The 17,347-nt window shown below is 62.4% G+C and carries 16 protein-coding genes and 1 other RNA gene; 7 read left to right on the forward strand and 10 right to left on the reverse strand.

The features are described from left to right. Window positions 1-92: 92 nt before the first annotated feature. A complete protein-coding gene (locus ABJF10_RS06330) occupies window positions 93-1,076 on the reverse strand; it encodes a metallophosphoesterase (protein WP_348543687.1) in 984 nt (327 codons plus the stop codon). A gap of 402 nt (window positions 1,077-1,478) precedes the next feature. Between ABJF10_RS06330 and fusA the strand changes: the two genes are divergently transcribed. The 3 genes from fusA (at window position 1,479) to ABJF10_RS06345 (ending at window position 5,835) form a co-directional block, all read left to right on the forward strand. After that, entirely contained in the window at window positions 1,479-3,629 is a 2,151-nt protein-coding gene (gene fusA, locus ABJF10_RS06335; RefSeq protein WP_348543688.1) for an elongation factor G, read from the forward strand. A 722-nt stretch (window positions 3,630-4,351) separates the two neighbouring features. Beyond that, a complete protein-coding gene (locus ABJF10_RS06340) occupies window positions 4,352-4,684 on the forward strand; it encodes a hypothetical protein (protein ID WP_348543689.1) in 333 nt (110 codons plus the stop codon). Between the two features lie 104 nt (window positions 4,685-4,788). Further along, window positions 4,789-5,835 carry a squalene/phytoene synthase family protein gene (locus tag ABJF10_RS06345; protein WP_348543690.1) on the forward strand — a complete coding sequence of 349 codons (1,047 nt, stop codon included), beginning with the start codon at window positions 4,789-4,791 and terminating at the stop codon, window positions 5,833-5,835. On the opposite strand, the gene ABJF10_RS06350 is transcribed toward ABJF10_RS06345, so the two are convergent. The 4 genes from ABJF10_RS06350 to ABJF10_RS06365 all read right to left on the reverse strand — a co-directional run bounded on the left by ABJF10_RS06350 (window position 5,798) and on the right by ABJF10_RS06365 (window position 10,074). Continuing rightward, a complete protein-coding gene (locus ABJF10_RS06350) occupies window positions 5,798-6,703 on the reverse strand; it encodes a uracil-DNA glycosylase (RefSeq protein WP_348543691.1) in 906 nt (301 codons plus the stop codon). The genes ABJF10_RS06345 and ABJF10_RS06350 overlap by 38 nt on opposite strands. Continuing rightward, a complete protein-coding gene (locus tag ABJF10_RS06355; RefSeq protein ID WP_348543692.1) occupies window positions 6,700-7,608 on the reverse strand; it encodes an RluA family pseudouridine synthase in 909 nt (302 codons plus the stop codon). Before ABJF10_RS06355 ends, ABJF10_RS06350 begins: the two co-directional genes overlap by 4 nt. A gap of 75 nt (window positions 7,609-7,683) precedes the next feature. Continuing rightward, window positions 7,684-8,643 (reverse strand): DUF1080 domain-containing protein, encoded by a 960-nt coding sequence (locus tag ABJF10_RS06360; protein WP_348543693.1) that lies wholly within the window; start codon window positions 8,641-8,643, stop codon window positions 7,684-7,686. A 66-nt stretch (window positions 8,644-8,709) separates the two neighbouring features. Next, window positions 8,710-10,074, reverse strand: coding sequence for a replication-associated recombination protein A (locus tag ABJF10_RS06365; protein WP_348543694.1), 1,365 nt, complete (start codon window positions 10,072-10,074; stop codon window positions 8,710-8,712). A 115-nt stretch (window positions 10,075-10,189) separates the two neighbouring features. On the opposite strand from ABJF10_RS06365, the gene ABJF10_RS06370 reads away from it, so the two are divergent. Continuing rightward, window positions 10,190-10,633 carry a universal stress protein gene (locus ABJF10_RS06370; protein WP_348543695.1) on the forward strand — a complete coding sequence of 148 codons (444 nt, stop codon included), beginning with the start codon at window positions 10,190-10,192 and terminating at the stop codon, window positions 10,631-10,633. On the opposite strand, the gene ABJF10_RS06375 is transcribed toward ABJF10_RS06370, so the two are convergent. Beyond that, window positions 10,620-10,796 (reverse strand): hypothetical protein, encoded by a 177-nt coding sequence (locus ABJF10_RS06375; RefSeq protein WP_348543696.1) that lies wholly within the window; start codon window positions 10,794-10,796, stop codon window positions 10,620-10,622. The two genes, ABJF10_RS06370 and ABJF10_RS06375, sit on opposite strands and share 14 nt — an antisense overlap. A 100-nt stretch (window positions 10,797-10,896) precedes the next feature. Here ABJF10_RS06375 and ssrA point away from each other — a divergent pair. Beyond that, window positions 10,897-11,256, forward strand: a transfer-messenger RNA (tmRNA) gene (ssrA, locus tag ABJF10_RS06380). A 61-nt stretch (window positions 11,257-11,317) separates the two neighbouring features. Next, window positions 11,318-12,508 (forward strand): hypothetical protein, encoded by a 1,191-nt coding sequence (locus ABJF10_RS06385; RefSeq protein WP_348543697.1) that lies wholly within the window; start codon window positions 11,318-11,320, stop codon window positions 12,506-12,508. Window positions 12,509-12,531: 23 nt separating this feature from the next. Here the strand turns inward: ABJF10_RS06385 and ABJF10_RS06390 are convergent, their stop codons facing one another. The 4 genes from ABJF10_RS06390 to mobF all read right to left on the reverse strand — a co-directional run bounded on the left by ABJF10_RS06390 (window position 12,532) and on the right by mobF (window position 16,894). Beyond that, window positions 12,532-12,852 (reverse strand): helix-turn-helix domain-containing protein, encoded by a 321-nt coding sequence (locus tag ABJF10_RS06390; protein ID WP_348543698.1) that lies wholly within the window; start codon window positions 12,850-12,852, stop codon window positions 12,532-12,534. A 95-nt stretch (window positions 12,853-12,947) separates the two neighbouring features. Then, entirely contained in the window at window positions 12,948-13,271 is a 324-nt protein-coding gene (locus ABJF10_RS06395) for a hypothetical protein (RefSeq protein WP_348543699.1), read from the reverse strand. A 486-nt stretch (window positions 13,272-13,757) separates the two neighbouring features. Beyond that, window positions 13,758-13,979 (reverse strand): hypothetical protein, encoded by a 222-nt coding sequence (locus tag ABJF10_RS06400; protein ID WP_348543700.1) that lies wholly within the window; start codon window positions 13,977-13,979, stop codon window positions 13,758-13,760. A 131-nt stretch (window positions 13,980-14,110) separates the two neighbouring features. Continuing rightward, entirely contained in the window at window positions 14,111-16,894 is a 2,784-nt protein-coding gene (gene mobF, locus ABJF10_RS06405; RefSeq protein WP_348543701.1) for a MobF family relaxase, read from the reverse strand. Between the two features lie 88 nt (window positions 16,895-16,982). On the opposite strand from mobF, the gene ABJF10_RS06410 reads away from it, so the two are divergent. After that, a complete protein-coding gene (locus tag ABJF10_RS06410) occupies window positions 16,983-17,240 on the forward strand; it encodes a hypothetical protein (protein ID WP_348543702.1) in 258 nt (85 codons plus the stop codon). The last annotated feature ends 107 nt before the right edge of the window (window positions 17,241-17,347 follow it).

Here is a 17,347-nt window from a genome sequence, read left to right on the forward strand (position 1 = left end):
TCTACCAGCGATACTGCTGGTCGTTCGACGGGGCCCTTCGACTTCGCTCAGGATGACACCGTGAAGTGAGGTGTGAATTATTTCTCTGTCTCTTATAGGATTTCCACCGCGCCCTGCGGTGATTTGGCGAAGGCGTGCAATTGCCCGCCTTCCGCTCCGATGTGGCGGATGACCAACCGTTGCTCGGTGATTTCGAGATGGGTGAAACCATGCACGTTCTGGTTGAAACGATTGAGGGCCGAGGATGTGGTCGTGTCCTGCTTGCGCAGCGTCGTGCCGCCACCGCCTGTGACCACGAAGGACGTGGGATGTCCGTCGAACTCCAGGTGTTCGAGATCATGGATGTGGCCGCAGAAGTAGAGATGCGCGGCGTGTTCGCGAAAGAGCGCATCCCATTCGGCGATCAGCTTCGCACTGTCGCCCGCATTGGTGTAGAGCGGGTGGTGTCCGCATACCACGAGGTAGCGCGTCGTCCTCGGCTTGGCCAATTCCGCTCTCAGCCATTGCGCCTGCGCCGCGCGTTCTTCCTCCGTCAGCGACAGCTTGTCCGCCGTCGCCTTTTGATAGTTGCTGTCCAGCATCAGGAACGTGACCAGCGGCTGCTGTTGCGGGAAGTCGAAGCGATACCATTTGGCCGGCATCGTCCAGCGCGTCCCCGGATGCGCGGCGGCATAGGCGAGTTGCGCCTCCGCCTTCCCGGCTGGCTCCACATTGTAATCGTGATTGCCGAGCAACGAGTAACACGGCCCGCTGAATTGCGAGGCCGGATACATCTCCTCAAACTGGCTCTGCCAGCGCGGGCAATTCACCCCGCCATCCAGTTGTCCGTAAAAATTGTCGCCCAGCATCAGCAGCGCGGCGGGACGAATCCCCTGCCCTTGCATGTAAGATGCCATCGTCCGCGCCACCTGGTGCTGCGGATCGGGAATCACCGCACCCCAATCACCGAAGAGGAACAAATGCTGCGCCTTCGCATCGACCTGCGCGGCCCGAAGATCAAAGCGGCCGGCCAGCAACGCCGCCGCGCTGAAGCCGAAGGTCTGGAGAAATTGGCGGCGGGAATGGAGAGGGATCATCGGTCTGGGGCTTTTTAGGGGGAGGAGATTCTTTGATGAACACGCCAGAAGAGGAATAGTTTTCCAATCCCTTTCACAAAGATGATCGCGGGCCGTCAAATTGACGAACCCGCGAAAGCGACTATCGTGTAACTCACATGACATCCGTCCGCTTCATTCTCAATGACGCACAGCGCGCGAGCCGCTCGGCTCGTCGTGCCGGGACGGGTTTTGCCCCGGCGAGCCGGAACCTCAAATTAATTTCCTCACCGAGGAGCAGCGCGAAGGCCGTCTAACGACGGGCCGTAATCCCTTTCGCCCCGCTGCCGCCTCGAAGTGAGCCAGCGGGGTTTTTCTTGCCCCGATCTTTTCCCTTCGATGGGGACGCGTGGCGACTTCACCAAGCAACCGACAGGAGTCACCATGAATACCACCAAGACCAACACCAAAGCCACCGTGCAACGCCCCGTTCCGATCGAACAGACGCGGAACATCGGCATCGCCGCGCACATCGACGCCGGCAAGACGACGCTCACCGAGCGCATCCTCTTCTATGCCGGGGCGATCCATCACGCCGGCGACGTCCATGATGGCAATACCACCATGGATTTCGATCCGATCGAGCAGCGCAAAGGCATCACCATTGCCGCCGCCGCGATCTCCTGTGGCTGGACGCCGAAGCCCGAAGCCGGCTTGCACAAGCCATCCGAGGGCGTTGGGCATCGCATCCATATCATCGATACCCCCGGCCACGTGGACTTCACCGCCGAGGTCGAGCGCTCCCTGCGCGTCCTCGATGGCGCCATCGCCGTCTTCTCCGGCGTGGAAGGCGTGCAGCCGCAATCCGAACGCGTCTGGCGCCAGGCCACGCGCTACGCCGTGCCGCGTCTTGCCTTCATCAACAAGATGGACCGCGTCGGCGCGGACTTCGAACGCGTCGTCGCCGAACTGCGCACCAAGCTCAATGCCAATGCTTGGCCCGTGCTCCTCCCCATCGGGCGCGAGGACGGATTGCGCGGCCAGGTCGACGTGATCGATCGCCGGGCTATCGTCTATGACGTCACCCAACGGCACGGCCTCGCCTATAGCGTTACCGAGTTGTCCGCCGACGAACGCGAGCGCGCCGAAACCGCGCGCCATGCGCTCATCGCCGCGCTGGCCGAAATCGACGATCAGATCGCCGACGCCTTCCTCGCGGAGCGCGAGATCGGCGCGCTGGAATTGAAAGCGGCCATCCGCCGTCAAACCATCGCCAATCGTTTCGTGCCCGTCGTCGGCGGCTCGGCCTTCAAATACGTCGGCGTGCAAGCGCTGCTCGATGCCGTGGTGGATTACCTGCCCAGCCCCGTCGATCTGCCACCCGCCGCCGGCCTCGATGCCGACACCGGTGAAAGCATCGCCATCCCCGTGGGCGACGATGAACCATTGCGCGCCCTGGTCTTCAAGCTGAGCACGGACGCATCCTCGCGCCGTCATGTCTTCGTGCGCATCTACTCGGGCGTGCTCCGCCCGGGCGATCTGGTGCTGAATACCGTGACCGGACGACGCGAGCGCGTCAGCCGCGTCTCCGAGATTCGCGCCGATGACGAGATCACGATCGAAGCCGCCTTTGCCGGCGACATCGTCGTCGTGGCCGGACTCAAGGAAGTAGCCACCGGGCACACCTTGTCCGCCGAAAGCGCGCCGGTCCTGCTGGAGGCGCCGATCTTCCCGGCCCCGGTCGTGTCCATGGCCATCGAGCCCGAGACGCGCACCGACCAGGAACGCCTCGGCTTCGCCTTGCAACGGCTCGCCGAGGACGATCCCACGTTCAAGGTCCATACCGATCCGGAGACGGGCCAGACGCTCATCGCCGGCATGGGTGAACTGCACCTCGAAGTCATCCGCGAGCGCATGCTCACGAACTTCAAGGTCGCCACCCGCGCCGGGGCGCCGGAGATTGCCTACAAGGAAACCATCACGGCTTCCGCCACCGGCGAAGGCCGGCACATCAAGCAATCCGGCGGCAGCGGCCAGTACGGCCACGTCTACGTCGAAGTCACGCCGCTCGCCCGCGGCGGCGGCCTCGTCGTCAACGACCGGATCGTCGGCGGCAGCATTCCGCGGCAGTTCATCTCGGCGGTCCGCAAGGGCATCCTTGATGCCGCCCAAACCGGCAGCCTCAGCGGCCATCCCGTCGTGGACCTCGCGGTCGACATCGTGGACGGCTCCTCGCACAGCAAGGACTCGAACGACCTGGCCTTCCAGATCGCCGGCAGCCTGGCCTTCAAGGATGCCGTCGCGAACGCGAAGCCCGTGCTCCTCGAGCCGATCATGGCCGTCGAGTGCACCACGCCGTCCGCCTATCAGGGCGACATCGTCGGCGACCTGCTGCGCCGGCGCGGCCTGATCCGCGAGATCGCCTCCCGGGCCGACCTCGCCGTCATCACCGCCGAAGTGCCGCTCGCGGAAATGTTCGGCTACGTGGGAGCGATCCGTTCGCTCTCCAAGGGCCGCGCCGACTACTCGATGCAGCCCGCGCGCTTCGAGATCGTACCCGCCGAACTCGCCGCCCGAGCCCTCGCCCGGCGGTAAGCTCATGAAACGGGCCGGAGAAACCCTCTCCGGCCCGTCTTCATTTTCCGGATCCTTTGCCGCCCGTTCACGTAGTGCGCGGCGATCACAGGTGTAGGGCGCGTGTCCCCACGCGCCGAGGGTGAACCCTGCTCTCGCATTGCCGTTTTTGGGCGCACCGAGTGAATTTTCCGCAATGGAGCCAATGGAACCAATAGAGCGATGCACTTTTTGCGCCGGGTTGTGCGACACTTCCCGGCATGAACTCCGGCAATCCCACTCGAGCACTTTTATGAAAGTGGGATCACCCACCGGACAGCCCACCGATGTAGTCGCCCCGCTCCGTCGGGGCGCGGCGATCCCGCAATTGCGGGAACCGCAACTTTCGCTCCATCGCCATCATTTAGGTAATCGCGGCCAATCGCGGCCAATCGTGCCCAATCGTGCTTAATCGTGCCTAATTTTTTCGGTGTCGGCGAGCCGTGGCCGAGGACGCCCTCTCCCTCCCGATTCAACGATCGTTTTACTCTGGAATCGCACCCAATCGCACCCTTCAAGAGTCCAGCCCCTTCCTTCCGCCAAATTCGCCATCTTATCCCACTTCGATCTCACCGCGATCCCACCTCCACTCCCACCCGCTTTACTCTGGAAATCCCACCGATCCCACCTGATCCCACCGCGTTTTTTTTTACCCATGAATCCCGGTCCCTCGTTTATCGTTCGGTCTTCGCGGAACCGAAGCCATGCCCACCAAGGACTATCACCACAATGTTTACGTGATCCTGCTTGATGATGCCGTCGCCGAGCACCCTTCCGTCCGGCGGTTGAATCCCGGGCGAGACCCGGCCAAACCGTGCGTCTACGTCGGCATGACCGGCCTGCCGGTGGAACACCGTTTTGAAAACCACAAGCACGGCTACAAGTCCGCCTGGACGGTGAAGAAGTATGGCCTGCGGCTGCTGCCGGAGTTGTTTACCCACTTGAATCCCATGCCCTACGAGGCCGCCGCGCAGATGGAGAAAGACCTGACGGAGGACTTGCGGGCGCAGGGCTACACAGTCACGGGCGGCACTTGACTGATGTCCTAAAAATGCGCTCCACCCCTCTCGAAAACTCATTTCCGCTGACGGCATCAATCCCCTCCCCAACGCGCGCGGATTGATATACTCCCTCAACTCGCATGGCGATTCACACCAAAGACCTCGGCGGACCGTTGCTGGCCTCGGTCTCCCGCTCCTTTTATCTTTCGATCCGGCTGCTGCCGCGGAAACTGCGCGCCCCGATCGGGCTGGCTTATCTGCTGGCCCGGGCGAGCGATACCATCGCCGACAGCGCGGAGGTGCCGGAAGCCGCGCGCTTGCAGCATCTCGCGGCTTTTGCCCGCATGATCCGCACGGGCAGAACGGATGGGCTGGCGGAACTGCAGCACGACATTCACACGCCGCACCCGGGCGAGACGACGCTGCTCTGCAATCTCGACCGCTGCATCGCGTGGCTGGGCGAACTCGAAAACAAGGACCGCAGCGAGATCGTGGATGTGCTGGAAAAAATCATCCGCGGGCAGACGCTCGATCTCGAACGCTTTGGCGGCGGGCATCACGTCGTCGCCTTGCAAAGCGCGGAGGAACTGGAGGAGTACACCTATCTGGTGGCGGGCTGCGTGGGGGAATTCTGGACGCGGGTGTGCCTGAACCATCTCCCCGGCTGCTCATCGCTCGGGCTGGCGGATTTGCGCAAGCTCGGCGCGGAGTATGGCAAGGGATTGCAACTCGTGAACATCCTGCGCGATTTTCCGGAGGATCTTCGTAATGGCCGTTGCTATTTCCCGGAACCGGAACTGCGCGCGGCGGGAACTTCACCGACGCCCTTGATCGATGCGCCGGCCAAGGCCCAGCCCGTCTACGATCTCTGGCGCGAGCGGGCCATCGCGCAGCTCGACGCCGGCTACGAATACATCGCCTCGCTGCGCTCCGCGCGGCTGCGTGCGGCCTGCTTTCTCCCGTGGTATCTCGGCTTGCGGACCCTCCGTCTTCTCGGCAAACCCGGCACACTCGATCGTACGGACAAAGTCAAAGTCTCGCGCCTGACGGTGCGCTTCGCGTTTGTCTACGCCCTGGCATCCGCGTTTTCCGAACGCGCGCTGGCGTGGTCGTATCGCCGGGCCACCGGACACGCACGACCCGCGCCCGTCATTTCGGAAGAAAGTAGTTCTGCTGCTTCTCCGTGACCGTTTTGCCGAGGCGTTCGAGGACCATGAGCATGTCCTCCCACACCTTGCGCTTCTCGCTCAGCGCCTGGTTGCGCAGCAGGTAGGCCGGATGATAGGTGGCCATGAGCGGCGTGCCTTGAAAGTCGTGCCAGCGCCCGCGCAGGCGCCCCATGGATTCGACGGAGCCGGTGAGACCTTCCATCGCCGTGGCGCCGAGGGCCACGATGAGACGCGGCTGGATGATGTCGATCTGCTCGCGCAGGTAGGGCAGGCAGGTCTGCATCTCATCCAGCTTCGGCTTGCGATTGCCGGGCATGCCCGGCGGCATATCGGGCCGGCACTTGAGGACGTTCGCGATGTAAACGTCGCCGCGAGGGAAACCCATCGTCTCGATGATCTTGGTCAGCAATTGCCCCGCCTTCCCCACGAATGGTTCACCCTGCTTGTCTTCATCCTCCCCCGGCGCCTCGCCGACGAACATCAACTCCGCCTCGGGATTACCCACCCCGAAAACGACCTGCGTGCGCGACTTCACGAGATGCGGACATTTCGTGCAGGCGAGGACCGGTCCACGCATCGCTGCGAGACGCTCGGTTTTGGAGCCTTCGAGCGGGGCCACTCGCTCCACCACGGCGGTCGACGCCACATTGGAATCCGAGGCTTGGCGGGAAGTCCGTGGTGCCGTGGGGATAATTGGGCGCTGGATGTTGGGTGTTGGATGTTCTGCCTTTGAAACTCGATGTTCCGCCTTCTCCTCCGCCACTGCCGCGCGGGTGCTCGCAAGCCGCTCCAGCGATTCCGCAGAGGCTCGCAACTCCACGCCTTGTTCGCTCAATTCGCGCAGGGTGCTGTGGACAAGATCAAGGGCCGATTGGAATTCGCTCATGGCAGGTGGGTGGGCACGCCAGCTTCTACGAAATCCGCTGGGATCGGCGACTCGAAATTCAATCGTTCTTGCGTGCGAGGATGCATAAAGCCCAGCCGCCAGGCGTGCAGCATCTGTCGCGCGAAGCTTCCCCGTTTGCCATACACCTCATCGCCCAGCACCGGATGACCGAGATGCTTGAGATGCACACGGATCTGATGCGTGCGCCCGGTGTGCAGCGTGCACTCGACCAGCGTGCCCGCGGGCACCTCGCGCACCACCCGATAGCTCGTCTTCGACGCACGTCCGCGGCCCGCCGTCACCACCGTCATCTTCTTGCGCTGCACAGGATGGCGGCCGATCGCCGCCTCGATCGTGCCACTCAGACGCGCCAGCTTTCCCGCCGCGAGAGCGAGGTAAATCTTCGTCACTTCCCGGCCGGCGAACTGCTTCGCGAGCGACTGATGCGCCGCATCATTCTTCGCCACGACGACACACCCGCTCGTCTCCTTGTCCAGTCGATGCACGATTCCGGGCCTCCGCTCCCCGCCGATGCCGGACAGCGTGGGACAATGATGCAGCAACGCATTCACCAGCGTCCCGGTCCAGTTACCCGCCGCCGGATGCACCACCAGGCCAGCCGGTTTGTTGACCACGATCAGATCGTCGTCTTCAAAGAGCACATCGAGCGCGATATCCTCGGCCACCGTTTCGGTCGTCACGGGGGGCGGCTCATGCAGCGTGATGGCATCACCAGCGCGGAGACGTGCACTGGACTTGGCCGCCACGCCATTGAGCGTCACATGTCCCGCCTTGATCAAATCCTGAAGACGCGCGCGGGAGAAACTGGGGGCTGCACCGACCAGGAATTGATCCAGACGCACTCCCGCTCCCGCCGGTTCTACGCGGAATTCCGAGGTCTTCATGCAGCGGTTCCGCGTGGCATGCGCCAACAAAGGCGAACGCCGGTAATGATGTCAAACCTCCCCGCTGGCTGGCGCCTACTTCTTCTCCACGATCCAGATGTTGCGGTAGAACACCGGATTCCCGTGGCCTTGCAATTGGATCGGCCCCGGATCGGCCTTCTCTGGCTGCCCGCCGCCCGTCGAACCGGAAATCTCCACATGATCGTGAATCAGGATGCCGTTGTGACGTACGGTGGCCACAGCATTCCTGGCCTTCTTGCCCTCCGCATCGAAATGCGCGGCTTCGAAATCGATATCGTAGGTCTGCCACGACAGCGGCGGGAAGCAGGCGTTCACCCGCGGCTTCACCTTTGTGTAAATGCCGCCGCACTCGTTATTCTCGCCATTGAGGCCAAAGGAATCGAGCACCTGCACCTCGTAGCGATCCTGCAAATAAACGCCACTGTTGCCCCGCGCCTGACCGCGAGCCGCGGGCTTGAACGGCGTGCGGAACTCCACGTGCAATGTAAAGTCGCCGAACTTCTGCACGGATTTCGTGCCGCCACCGAGCAGCTTGCGTTCGTCCACGTGCCCATTCGTCCAGGCATCGGCATTCGTGCCGTCGAAGAGAACGATCGCACCGGCGGGTGGCTTCGCGCCCAGCGTCGGCGATTCGCGCAATGTATGCCGCAACTCCAGCGTCCGGCCTTCTTCATTCGTCCCGATGAGCTGCCCGGCCTCGATCTTGCCCTTCCAGCCGCTGCCATCGAACATCGCCTTCTCGCCATCGCGCTGCGCATCGACTTCGATCTTCTTCTCGGCGTTTTCGACCGTGCCGGGCAACCCCTTGCTCCAGCCTACGATGTGGAATTTGCCACCACCGAGCGCGATCACCTGCGCCCCGCAATTGTCACCGACATATTCCCCCTGAATGGCGAAGTCCGGTCCTGCCGTCTCCGGCTCGAGGAAGACTTCCTCGGGCGCTTTCTCCTCAGCAAAGGCCGCGAAGGCGAAAGGCAGGGCCAGGAGAATGGGCAGAAAATAGCGGGGAGACATGGCAGGGAGGAAGATAGAAGGACTCTCCGCAACTACCCGCCAACAGTCACGCCATTAGCGACAACGCTAATTATCCTTTTTAGGTGCGCCGCCTTTCGCCTGCGCCTCGTCGAAAAGCGACCGCCAGTATTCAAGACGCTCCTTCACCCGCTTTTCGTAGCCTTGATCGCTCGGCTCGTAATACCGCCGGCCCTCCGGCAGGTACGCTTGGGGCACGTACGCCCCTTCAAAATCGTGGCTGTATTGATAGCCCTCGTGGCCGAAGGCCTTGGCCGCGCGCTTGCTGCTCTTGTCGCGCAAGTGACGCGGGACGGCGAGAGTCACTCCCTCCTGCACTTCCTTCTTCGCCGCGAGAATGCCGGCATAGGCGCGATTCGATTTCGGCGCAGTGGCCAGATAAACGGTCGCATGCGCCAGCGGAATCTGCGCTTCCGGGAGGCCGATAAACTCCACCGCCTGCTGCGCGGCAACGGCGATGACGATTCCCTGCGGATCGGCCATACCAATGTCTTCGCTCGCCAGGATCACGAGTCTCCTGGCGAGGAAACGAATGTCTTCTCCGGCATAGAGCATCTTCGCCAGCCAATAGAGCGCGGCATCCGGATCGCTGCCGCGCACGCTTTTGATGAAGGCGCTGATCGTGTCGTAGTGCTGATCGTCGTGCGCGTCGTAGACCACCGCCTTTTTCTGGATCGATTCCTCGGCCGCGGCGCGGTCGATATGGATCACGGCGGCCTTGTCCGGCGGCGTGGTCACCACCGCGATCTCCAGCGCGTTCAAGCAGCGGCGGGCGTCGCCGTCGGCCACGGTGGCGAGATGCGTCAACGCATCCTCCTCCACCTCGATCTTCCACTTGCCGAAGCCGCGCTCTTCATCCGCGAGCGCGCGTCTTTGCAAGGCCACGAGATCCGCGGGCGTCAGCGGCTCGAGTTGAAAAACCTGCGAGCGCGAAACGAGCGGCGAATTGATGTAGTAGAAGGGATTGTGGGTGGTGGCACCGATGAGCCGCACGGTGCCGCGCTCCACATCCGGCAACAGCACGTCCTGCTGCGCCTTGTTCCAACGATGAATTTCATCGATGAAGAGGATCGTCTTGTCGCCCTTGTTGGTCAGGCGATTGGCCGCGCTGGCGATGACGCGTCGCAGGTCGGCCACATTGCTCTCCACTCCGCTCAACCGCTCGAAGCGCGACTGCGTGGCGCTGGCGATGATCTCGGCCAACGTCGTTTTTCCCGTGCCCGGCGGGCCGAAGAGGATGATCGAGGATATGCGATCCGCCTCGATCGCCCGGCGCAAGAGCTTTCCCGGCGCGAGGATGTGCTCCTGCCCAGCGTATTCCTCGAGCGTGCGCGGGCGCATCCGCTGGGCCAGCGGCGCATGGGCTGTCGCCTCGGGATTGGCGGGAGTTTCAGTAGAAAAGAGGTCGGACACGTGGAAACGGTAGGCCGGGGCTGGGCAATTTACGACCAGCGAATGGCAAAGAAAAGTGCGACAGCGGGTGCGCGCAGGGCTACGTTACGGTGCGAAGTTAACCAGGAGGTACTCCATGAAAAACATACTCGTTCCCGTCGATTTCTCCGACGTGACCATTCAGGTCGTTGAAACCGCGCGGCAATTCGCCGCGGCTTTTGCCGGCCGTCTGGTCTTGCTCAACGTAGCCGAACCCGAGCCCGACTTTGTCGGCTTTGAAGCCGGCCCACCCACCGTGCGGGTCGCCACCGCGCGCGATTTCAAGCTCGAGCGCCAGCGCCTCGACGAGCTCAAGGCCCAGTTGACCATGGGCGGCGGCGACGTGACCGCCCTGCACATCCAAGGCCCGATCGTGGAGAAGATCCTGCACGAAGCTGGGGAGCAGCAAGCCGACCTCATCGTCATGGGCTCGCACGGCCACGGCGCTTTTTACGATCTGCTCGTCGGCAGCGTGACCAATGGCGTAATCAAGGAAGCCCGCTGCCCAGTAGTGGTCGTCCCCTCGGTCAATAAGGATTGACCGCACCGCCGGCGCTTTCCGGCTTGTCGTTGAACCGCAGCGTCGGCGCGTCGCCTTCATAGAGGTGGGCCGACGACTCCGGCTTTTTCTTGTGAAACAGGGAGCAGCCGGAGAGCGCCACGAGCATCATGAGGAGGAAAAGCGGGAGGAGGAATTTCGGCATGGACGGAACGTAGCGGGGAAATCAAGGGAGTCGAAGCAAACCGGCAGCAAGTCGTCATTGCGTTGGCCGGCAACTGGCCCTATGTTCAATTCTCCCAAAAGGGGGCGTACTGGTTTCGACTGTTGACTCGAGACACAGGCGGCATGTCGTGGAAGTCTGGTTGGCCACGTTAAACTCCCGGACAAACAAATAAACGCGAACGATTACGAAGATCTCGCTCTTGCGGCTTAATTGACCGCATCGAAGTGGCACCGACGCCTGCTGAGTGCCACTTCGACGACCAGCAGGCTATACCGGGGGCGGAGCAACCGCGCTCCTGGCAAATTCGATTCGTGGATGCTCGGGGAACGGTAGCCCGCCCGTCGGCAGCCGTTCTCCTAAATCAAAGGCGAAGCTAAACATGTAGATGCCGGTGATGACAGCCATCAGGACAGGGGTTCAACTCCCCTCGCCTCCACCATTTTTACTCTGTAAATTTGGTTTTGAATTGAGCTTGTGACAGTTTGTGACAAACTAGGCTCATGAAAGAGCCTTTCCGCGTCATTGCCGTCAAGGGACACGAGATTTCCACCTACCGCCTCACGTCGGGTCGCTGCATGGTGGTTTGGTATGACTCCGAGGGGCGTCGGCAGCGGCGCTCCCGAGCGACATTGAAGGAGGCGGACGAATTGGTCGGCGAGGTTTCTGGCGCTCTCAAGGAGAAGCTGAACGGCGCGATGACGCTGGATGACCGCCAGGCCTACAACCTTGCGCGCGAACTCGTGGAGCCGTTTGGCTACACCGTGCTTCAGGCCGTCCGGGAATGGGAAAAGACCAAAGCGCCGTATCGGGGAAAGAAAACTGCCGACGTGATCGCGGAGTTGATCGCCGCGAAGCGCCGAGAGCAGCTCTCGGTTCCTTACGTGGATCGCTTGGAGGACGATTTGAAATCGTTTGCGGCCACGGTGCCGGACGAGATCGAGAAGGTGCATGCGCCGCACATCAAGACGTTCTTGAACGGCTGCGAAGTCGGCCCGAGGCGCTGGAACAATATGCGCGATCAGGTCGTCACGCTTTTTCGCTTTGCCCGCTCGGAGCGTTACCTGCCGAAGGACCGCACGACCGAGGCGGAAGACGTATCGAAAATGAAGGTGGCGCGAAAAACGGTCGATATGTTCACGCCGGAGGAGCTTCGCACCATTCTCGAAAATACTCGGCCGGTCTGGCAGCCGTGGATTTTCCTCAGCGCCTTCGCGGGTATCCGCACGTTCGAGGTGCTGCGGATGGATTGGTCGAGCGTGCGTTGGGAGCAAAAGCTGATCGATCTCCCGCCCGAGGTCACCAAGGTCAATGAGCGGCGCATCATCCCGATGTGCGACGCGCTGATTGAAGCGCTCGCGCCTTGGCGGCAAGCAACCGGACCTGTGTGCGCAGACAAAGTTCCGCAGCGCGAAATCGAGCAGATCATGGCGAAACTGAAGAAAACTCATCCCAGTTTTCGCTGGAAGCACAATGCGCTTCGTCATGCTTATGGCAGCTACCGCACCGCGCTGACGCAGAACGTGCCGCAAGTCGCTTTGGAAATGGGCAACTCCGTTCCGATGGTGAAACGCCACTACTTGGAAGCGAAGACTTTCGATGAGGGGTTGCGCTGGTTTGGGATCACCTGGCCGCTGCCGAAAAAAGAGCGCGCGAATAACCCGTTTCTGCGTTGGGTCGCCGCTGCGATGTGACCGGCTCGTCTCGGCCTCGACCATCAGACAGTCACGCTTTTCCTTCTGCGCCCGATCCGTTTTGAAAGGGACGCTGTCTCGGGCGACTTGCCATCAAGCAGCTTTGCCAAATCCGCTTCGCGCACTCGATATTCCTTTCCGACAAGAACGGCGGCGAGCACGGAGCGCTTGATCCAGGCTCTGACAGCACCGGTCGTGAAGCCCGTGCGCTGACTGATCTCTGTGACGCTGAGAAGGCCGTCCCCTCTCGCTCCGGCCAACTGCGTTTGAAATGCGTCAGGGTCCGCGGCCTCGATAATCAGCCAACCATCCCGAACGAAGATCGTCGTGGTTTCGGCATTCAATCGAAGGCGGGCACAGTTCATACGCGGTAGCTGAAGCCAAAAGTGCCACGGGCTGGCGTCGGGGCTGCGCCCCCGCGAGTGCAACCGCGCCGGCTTCAGAGATGCTCGTATGGGCGAATGAAACGCAGCTTTGAGCGGCGCACCCAGCGCATCAACAATCGGCCGACCACGTTTGCGATGATGACGAGAGCAATGAACTTGAGGACGAGGAATAAAGAGGCGTCATCACGCGGATCGGGCATCGGACCCATGCCGACGATCACCATTGAGACTGCCAGCACGAGCAAAGCGAAGACGCAGCCACCCGCTGACCGCTCCTGACGGGTCGCACCGCGGACGATTTCCGCCCCGCATCCGACGCACACGGAAGCGTGCTGCGGAACCTTCGTAGCGCAGTGCGGGCAAACCAGTGTTTTCATCCAAGGAGCATAGCCAGAGGCGCGGGGTTTCAGAACCTTTTCGACCCGAATTTGTCGCTGAGATCGCTCGGTCAGAACATCCGGCGCAGCCGCCCGAACAGCGCCGCAATGTGAGCGCGCGCGCGCCACCCGGAGACCGGTCGCGCTCGAAGATCGCCGCATGAGTAACCCACCTTCCTTTATCCGTTCTGTCGCAGCATTTCCTCGTCGTCGAGCCCGGTCCGCTGTTCCGCTGCAATCATCTCGGAATAGCACTTAACGGGCGGCACCGGTGTCGCTCTTTACAACGAAGCACGTAGCGGCTCGCCGGACGTTCCTTTCGTCCTGATGTGCGGCGGAGAACGGGTAACGCTTGGAGATTCCAATTTTCAATTCTTCGCGAAGCCCTTTGGATTGGTTGATTTGGCCGAGACGCTGGCGGCGATGATGGCCGCGGGACCTCGGCGGTAATGAACCGATACTCGCCTCGATCGGCGCCTTGCCGCATCACTCTGCCGCTGCGATGCGGAGGGAAGTGATGATGCCGTCCGCACTCGCCGGCAGCGTGTGATAGCGGTCAGGCGCCGTGCGCAACCACTTGATTGCGAAGTCTTGAAGACCGAGCAGCAACTCGCGCAGGCCGCGACCTTCCACATCGAGCTCGTGGCTCGAAAAGGTGACATGCACAGTCTCCCCGCCGACATCGTTGCGTTGGAGCGAAGCGGTCACAAAGTGCTGGTAGGAGAAGAGGTGAACTTCTCCCGATGGAAGCTCGACGCGCAGACAGGCGCCTGGCGCTTCGCGTTGCCAGCACGCTGGGGTAGCTGAGGTGGGGGCTTCCGTTGCGGCAGATCGGTTTTTCATAGTTTGATCGCGACCCCCTGCCGCACAGCGGAGGCAGGATGCATCGCACGACGACTGATCATCATGCAGACGCGCCGTGCAAATTCCCTTCCTCGGCGGACGCCTCGCAGAATCTGCTCGCGCACGCGGCGGCTCTGGCGCGGCGGCTGGGCGAGATCGAGTGCCAGTTCGCGATGCCCCGCGCGGCGGATATTTGCGGCGAGTTGCGCCTTGTCAGCGGTGAAGATGCGGACGCTCTTTCGCCCGCGAGAGACCGTTACATACCATTGCTCGGCGTTCGTGGCAGCGCGGGCGGCCGAGTCGGCAAAGAGGACGTGATCGACCGTCTTGCCCTGCGAGCCGTAGGAGGTCACAGCGTATCCGCGGACGAACTGGCGGAAGTGCGGCGGCAGGGCGCGCCCGTCTCCCAGGCGGATGATACCGTCCGCTTCAACGCTGGCGATGGTGACGATCTCGCCGTTTGCCAGCTTGCGGCCGTCCACACTGACGGCGTTTGCCTTGATCTGTAATCGGTCGCCCGCCCCCAGCGACAGCGCACGCGGGCGGTAGATGCCGAGCCGGTCAAAGTCAGCGCGACGGATCGTTCGCAGCTTGCCTGCCACCTCGATCACGACACCGACGGCGGTGACCGCGACAATAATTCCAGGCTGACCGTTGCTCTGTGCCGCTTGTCCGCGGTTGAGCACTGCGACCGAACCCGATGGGTAAAACCGCGGATCGGCTTTCTGCGCAGCAGTAAGATCCACGGGCTCCAGCGCCGTGACGGTGTGCTCCGCGCCGACGAGTGCGCCATTGGTCCGCAATCTTGCGCGGATGGCCTCATTCACTTCGCGTACCTCCGCGCGGGTCTGCGAGACGACGAGCGCAGATTCGCCGGTGGAGGCGTGTTGCAGGTAGGCGTCCACCAGCCGCGCGCTCTGCTCTCCAAACGCGCACTCGGTGATGGCTCCGAGCGCGTCCAACGTCTCAAACGACGCAGCCAGGTCGCCGTCTGCGGCGGCCTGCACGGCTTCCCGGTAACTCGCGATGTTGGATTGCTCTTCGCTCGTTTTTCCGCGAGCCGGATCTTGCCGGCGGATCGTATTCAGCTCCGCAGGGAGCAGCCCGGCGTAGCGCTCGATGGCGCGCAGCGCGTCGGAGGCTTCGACCGGCCCGTGCTGCCGGGTATCGCCGGAAAGGATCACCCGTCCTCCTGCGCGTTGGACGAGCTGCAACAAGGCCAGCAATTGCTTGCCGCCGATCTGCCCCGCCTCGTCCACGATGACGACCGCACCTTTCAACACGGTGCCGCGCTGGAGAAATTCGCTGACCGTCTGGCCGTTCGCGAGGCCATCGCGCCCCAAGTCGAGCACCTGCTGGCGCTGCGGCGCCAGCACCACCGACGCGCGACCCGCCACGCTGAGCGCCTCCTGCACGCGGCGCAGCACGTAGCTCTTCCCGGTCCCCGCGCCACCGCGGAAGAGCGTGACGAAATCCGCCGAGGAAAGAATCTGCGCGAATGCACGCTGTTGGTCAGGCGCGAGGTCATCCCGCTGCCATGAGTCCTGGGCGGTAAACGGCGCATGCCGACAAGTGCCCTCGCGTGCCAGCTCGACGAGCTGCCACTCGCGCGCCAACACGTCGTGCCGCGACACCTTGCCACTCTCTGTGCGGATGTAATCGCGGCCGGCCGTCGCCGCCTTTAGCTCTTCGATCGTGAACGCAGCTCCACGCCCGGAAGACAAGGCATGCCGCCAAATCTCATGCTCATAAACAACGGAACGACGCTCGAAGAGATGCTCTTCCGCCCACGACACGGCCTCCCCCACGCTCATCGCGCGATGCGAGGTTACTGCCGCCGTCGCCAATCTGGGCGCCGCCAATTCGTGCGGCTCCAACTGCCCGCGCCAGAAGTCTCGCAGGCGTTCCAAAGGCAGCGCCGGCAGCTTCCGACCGCGCTCCTTGTGCGCAATGTGCTCGCGGATGTCGGCGACGTTTCCCTCGATCTTTTCCGGATTTGCGGCAAGCAGCGCGCGCGTCTTCTCGTCAATCTCGCGGTGCCGCTTCGAGAAACGCTCGCGCACTTCCGCCGAGACTTCCGCGATCTCGAAATCACCTCGCGCGGAGTTTACGACCGTGTAGCCGAAGCCGTGGAGTGCCTGCGCGAGATGATGGTAATAGACGTTCTCCACATATTTCTGCGCAGCGAGCAGGCTGTAGTTGTGAAGCGCTTTCCAACGACCCTCCACGGGGTCATGGGTTGCATTGAATAGGATGCAATGCGTGTGCAGGTGCGGATCGAGCGCGCGGGAAGTATCGTGGCCAAACAGCGCCGCGACCAGGTTGCCGGTATGCCGATCGCGTCTCTGGCGTCCCTCGTGGATTTGAGTGGTGGCAAACTTCTCCAGCTCCGCGACCGCCAGCCTCACGGCCGCGCTGTGAGCGGCGACGATTCGCTCGTCTCCGCTAACCAACGCCGCCACCGAAACCGACTTCGGCGGAGAGAGCGTGAAGTCATAGAACACACGCCGGTTCGCCACTTCACCATCGCCGCTTTCGTCGCGCCGTGTCGTCTTGTGCCGCTGTGTCAATCGCTTGCCCGTCGTCGGATTAAGATTGTCGCAGAGCGCGAGGAATTGCTCCTGCCCCACTACACCCAAAAGTCCGAGCATTACCGCGCCTGCTCCCATCCATTCGCCCTGCACCCGCTCGCATTCGGCGTAGTAATCACCCACGCAAAGGTGCTCCTGAAAGTAACTCTTCGCGTTGACCAGGTTGTATTGAGTCTTAGGCGAAAGCATCGGCTTTCCAGACTGACTGACGAGCGCTGCCAGGTTGCGCTCGCACGAGAGCAGGTGGCGCCTGGAGTTCTGCGAGAACACTCAGCACATGAACAAACCCCGTCTCATCCTCGCTACCTCGCTCGCACTTCTCGCCGGCCTCGCCTCGTCGCTCCCGATCGTCGGCAGCGAAGCGATGCTTACCGACGACACCACAGCCATTCGCACGGTCCCTCGTGCGTTCTATCACCCCCCCCGCCAACTCATCGGTACCTATCCGGCGGGAAACGGTTCCGCAGAAGTCTGCTTCGATGGCAACGCGGTTCGGATCGCCAACAAAACCCGCAACAACGTGCCGCGGCGGTAATTGACCGTCGGAAGTCCTCTGAAGGCCCACGGCATGAGCCGTGGGTTTGGGGAGGGGGACGCCCTACGTCTAAGCCAGGCTTAGAAAAAGTGTCCGGGCATTTTCCG

This window comes from Chthoniobacter sp., from assembly GCF_040003245.1.
GTDB lineage: Bacteria > Verrucomicrobiota > Verrucomicrobiia > Chthoniobacterales > Chthoniobacteraceae > Chthoniobacter.